The organism is Methylibium sp. T29 (genome assembly GCF_000576205.1).
GTDB lineage: Bacteria > Pseudomonadota > Gammaproteobacteria > Burkholderiales > Burkholderiaceae_C > Methylibium > Methylibium petroleiphilum.
Map to the genome: position 1 here is coordinate 1 of NZ_AZND01000308.1, position 3,422 is coordinate 3,422.

At 72.2% G+C, this 3,422-nt stretch carries 3 protein-coding genes and 1 pseudogene; 3 read left to right on the plus strand and 1 reads right to left on the minus strand.

Annotation, left to right across the window (positions count from 1 at the left end; all coding sequences use genetic code 11):
• On the plus strand, positions 1-361 hold a 361-nt coding region (locus x551_RS19920; RefSeq protein WP_036250530.1), incomplete at its 5' end, for a nitronate monooxygenase.
• 21 nt (positions 362-382) lie between these two features.
• Here the strand turns inward: x551_RS19920 and x551_RS19925 are convergent.
• A complete protein-coding gene (locus tag x551_RS19925; protein WP_036230617.1) occupies positions 383-1,717 on the minus strand; it encodes an SAM-dependent methyltransferase in 1,335 nt (444 codons plus the stop codon).
• Positions 1,718-1,796: 79 nt separating this feature from the next.
• Between x551_RS19925 and dapF the strand changes: the two are divergent.
• Together dapF and x551_RS19935 are read left to right on the plus strand one after the other, a co-directional pair.
• Positions 1,797-2,686: pseudogene (dapF, locus tag x551_RS19930) on the plus strand (diaminopimelate epimerase).
• A gap of 5 nt (positions 2,687-2,691) precedes the next feature.
• Positions 2,692-3,369, plus strand: a complete 678-nt coding sequence (locus x551_RS19935) for a DUF484 family protein (protein ID WP_036230620.1) — start codon at positions 2,692-2,694, stop codon at positions 3,367-3,369.
• Positions 3,370-3,422: the final 53 nt, after the last annotated feature.

Below are 3,422 nucleotides of genomic sequence, written 5' to 3' on the forward strand. Positions count from 1 at the left end.
CCTGGGCGCGGCCGGCGTGCAGGTGGGCACGGCCTACCTGCTGTGCCCGGAAGCGACCACCAGCGCGCTGCACCGCGCCGCGCTGCAGAGCGACGCTGCGCGCCACACGGCCCTCACGCGCCTGTTCACCGGCCGGCCCGCGCGCGGCATCGTCAACCGTGTGATGCGCGAGCTGGGGCCGATGAACCCGGCCGCGCCCGCGTTCCCGCTGGCCACCGCGGCGATCGCGCCGCTGCGCGCACACGCCGAGAAGCAGGGCAGCGGCGACTTCTCGCCGCTGTGGTCGGGGCAGAACGCGAGCGGCTGCCTCGCGTTGCCGGCCGCCGAGGTGACGCGTTCGCTGGCGGAGGGTCTGCTGTAGCGGCGCGCCGCTGCGGGCCGTTCAGCCGGCGATGCCGGGTTGCGGCGCGGCCTCCGCGCGGTCGGTCGCCAGCAGCGTCTCCAGGCATTGCTCCTGGACGCCGTAGTAGTCCTTCAGCGCGCGCACCTGCTCGCGCAGCGGTTCGGCGGCCCTCGGGTGCTCGCGCTTCACCGCCAGGATCATCTTGTTCTTCTGGGTGTGCTCGAGCGAGGTGAACTCGAACACCTGGGTGTCGTAGCCCTCGGCCTCCAGCAGCAGCGCGCGCAGGCCGTCGGTCAGCATCTCGGCCTCCTGGCCGAGGTGGATGCCGTGCCGCAGCAGCGGCAGCAGCAGCGTGGGGCTGCGCAGCTGCGGGCGCAGCTGCTTGTGGCAGCAAGGCGAGCACATGATGATGCGCGCGCCCGAGCGGATGCCCATGTGCATCGCGTGATCGGTGGCGATGTCGCAGGCGTGCAGCGCGATCATGATGTCGACCGGCCGGGCCGCGTAGCTGCGCACGTCGCCCAGCTCGAAGGACAGGCCGTCCAGGCCGAGCTGCTGCGCGGTGGCGTTGCCCAGAGCGACCATGTCGTCCTTCAGGTCGACGCCGGTGACCCGGACCGGGCGGTGCAGCGTGCGGCGCAGGTGGTCGTGCACCGCGAAGGTGAGGTAGCCCTTGCCGGCACCGAAGTCCAGCACCTGCAGCGGCTGCTCACCCTGAGCCTGCGCGAGCGACGGGGCCGACGCCAGCGCGTGGGCCAGCACCTCGATGAACTTGTTGATCTGCTTCCACTTGCGTGCCATGGCCGGCACCACGCGGTGCTGGGCGTCGGTGACGCCCAGGGCGACGAGGAAGGGCTGCTGCGGGTCGACGTAGCGGTGCTTCTCGCGGTCGTGCGAAGGCGGTGCGGCCGTCGGCGCGTCGGACCCGCCGTTCGCCAGGGCGGAGGGCTGTTCCGGGTTCTCGGCGGCGGCATCGGCCGGCGCGGCGGGCTTGCGGCTGCGCCGCAGCGTGGCCTTGCCCTTGCGGCTGATGGCGAGCTGCAGTTCGCCGTCGGGGGTCAGCAGGTGCAGGTTGTCGAAGGCGCTGTCGATCAGCTCGGCCACCGTGGACAGGCCCTCCTCGACCGGCAGGTTCTTCGTCACGTCCTTCGTGCGGTGGTTGTAGGTCAGCGACAGGCAGGCGCGGCCCTTCAGCGTGAGCGGCCGCACCAGCACGCGCTGCAGGTCGGGCCGGGGCCCGCGCGGGCCGGCCAGCACCATCTTGACGAGGCGGTGGTCGGCGAGGGCGGCGCGCGCCTCGTCGAAGAACTGCGTGCGCGGTTCCGCCGCGGGCGGCCGGGCCGCAGCGGCGGGAGGGATCGGGGTCGTGGGCACGGAGGGGCGGCGCGGAGCCGGGATCGAGGACGCCTCATTGTCGGCTGGCGGCACGGGAGGGGTCGATAATCCCGTCATCATGAAGCTGCGGTTCACCAAGATGCAGGGCGCGGGCAACGACTTCGTCGTGCTCGACGCCACCCGAGAGCCGCTGACGCTGAGCCCGGCGCAGTACCGCTATCTGGCCGACCGGCGCTTCGGCGTCGGCGCGGATCAGGTCCTGATCGTCGGCGCGAGCGACGAGCCCGGCATCGACTTCACCTACCGCATCGTCAATGCCGACGGCAGCGAGGTCGAGCAATGCGGCAACGGGGCGCGCTGCTTCGTGCGCTACGTGCGCGAGGCCGGCCTCACGAAGAAGAGCGCGATCCGCGTGCGCACCGCCGGCGGCGTGATCGAACCGCGCTGGCTGGTGGACGGCCGCGTCACCGTGGACATGGGTGCGCCGGTGTTCGAGCCCGCCCGCGTACCGTTCGACGCCGCCGGCCTGCAGCCGCGCGAGCTGAACGGCTTTGCGCTGTGGCCGCTGGACGCGGCGGACCGCACGGTGGAGGCTGCGGTGGTGTCGATGGGCAACCCGCATGCGGTGATGAACGTGGCGCAGTTCGGCAGCGGGGGCGTCGACGAGGCGCCGGTGGCCGAACTGGGCCCGCTCGTCGAGCGCCACACGCGTTCCCGCAGCGCGTGAACGCCGGCTTCCTGCAGGTGCTGAGCGATACCCATGTGAGGCTGCGCGTGTACGAGCGCGGCGCCGGCGAGACGCTGGCCTGCGGCACCGGTGCCTGCGCCGCGGTGGTGGCGGGCATCCGCCTCGGCTGGCTGCGCGCCGGCACGCCGGTCGACGTGGACACGCGCGGCGGCGAACTGACGATCGAATGGGCCGGCCGCAGCGACGCGCCGGTGTGGATGACCGGCCCCGCCGAGAGCGTGTACGTCGGCGAGATCGATTTACCGGAACAGGGAGACTGACCCAGATGAGCACGCAAGGCATTACCGAGGACGACATCGCGAGTTTCCTGCAGCAGACGCCTGGCTTCTTCGAGCGCCATGCCGACACGCTGGCCAGCGTGCAGCTCACCAGCCCGCACGGCAACCGAGCGGTCTCGCTGCAGGAGCGCCAGATGGAGATGCTGCGCGAGAAGATCCGCGGCCTCGAGATGCGGCTGGTCGAGATGATCCGCCACGGCCAGGAGAACGTGGCGATCGCCGACAAGCTGCACCGCTGGACACGCTCGATCATGCTGACCAGCAACGCCAGCGACCTGCCGACCGTGCTGGTGGAGCAGCTGAAGCACGAGTTCCTGATCCCGCAGGCCGGCATCCGCGTGTGGGGCGCGGCCGATGCCTTCGAGTCGCTGGCCTTTGCGCGCCCGGTGAGCGACGAGGTGAAGAGCTTCGCGACCAGCCTGACGCAGCCCTACTGCGGCGTGAACTCGGGATTCGAGGCCGCCGGCTGGTTCGACGAGTCGGGCGCGGTGGTGTCGCTCGCGATGCTGCCGCTGCGCCACGACCCGTCCGCGCCGGCCTTCGGCATGCTGGTGCTGGGCTCGCCCGACCCGACGCGCTACACCGCCGACATGGGCACCGAGTTCCTGGTGCGCATCGGCGAGCTGGCCAGCGCCGGCCTGCACCGGCTGCTGCCGGTGCACTGACGAGGCCCATCGTGCCGTCGGCGCCCGCGGCCGCCCGACGCCGGAGCGCCGTC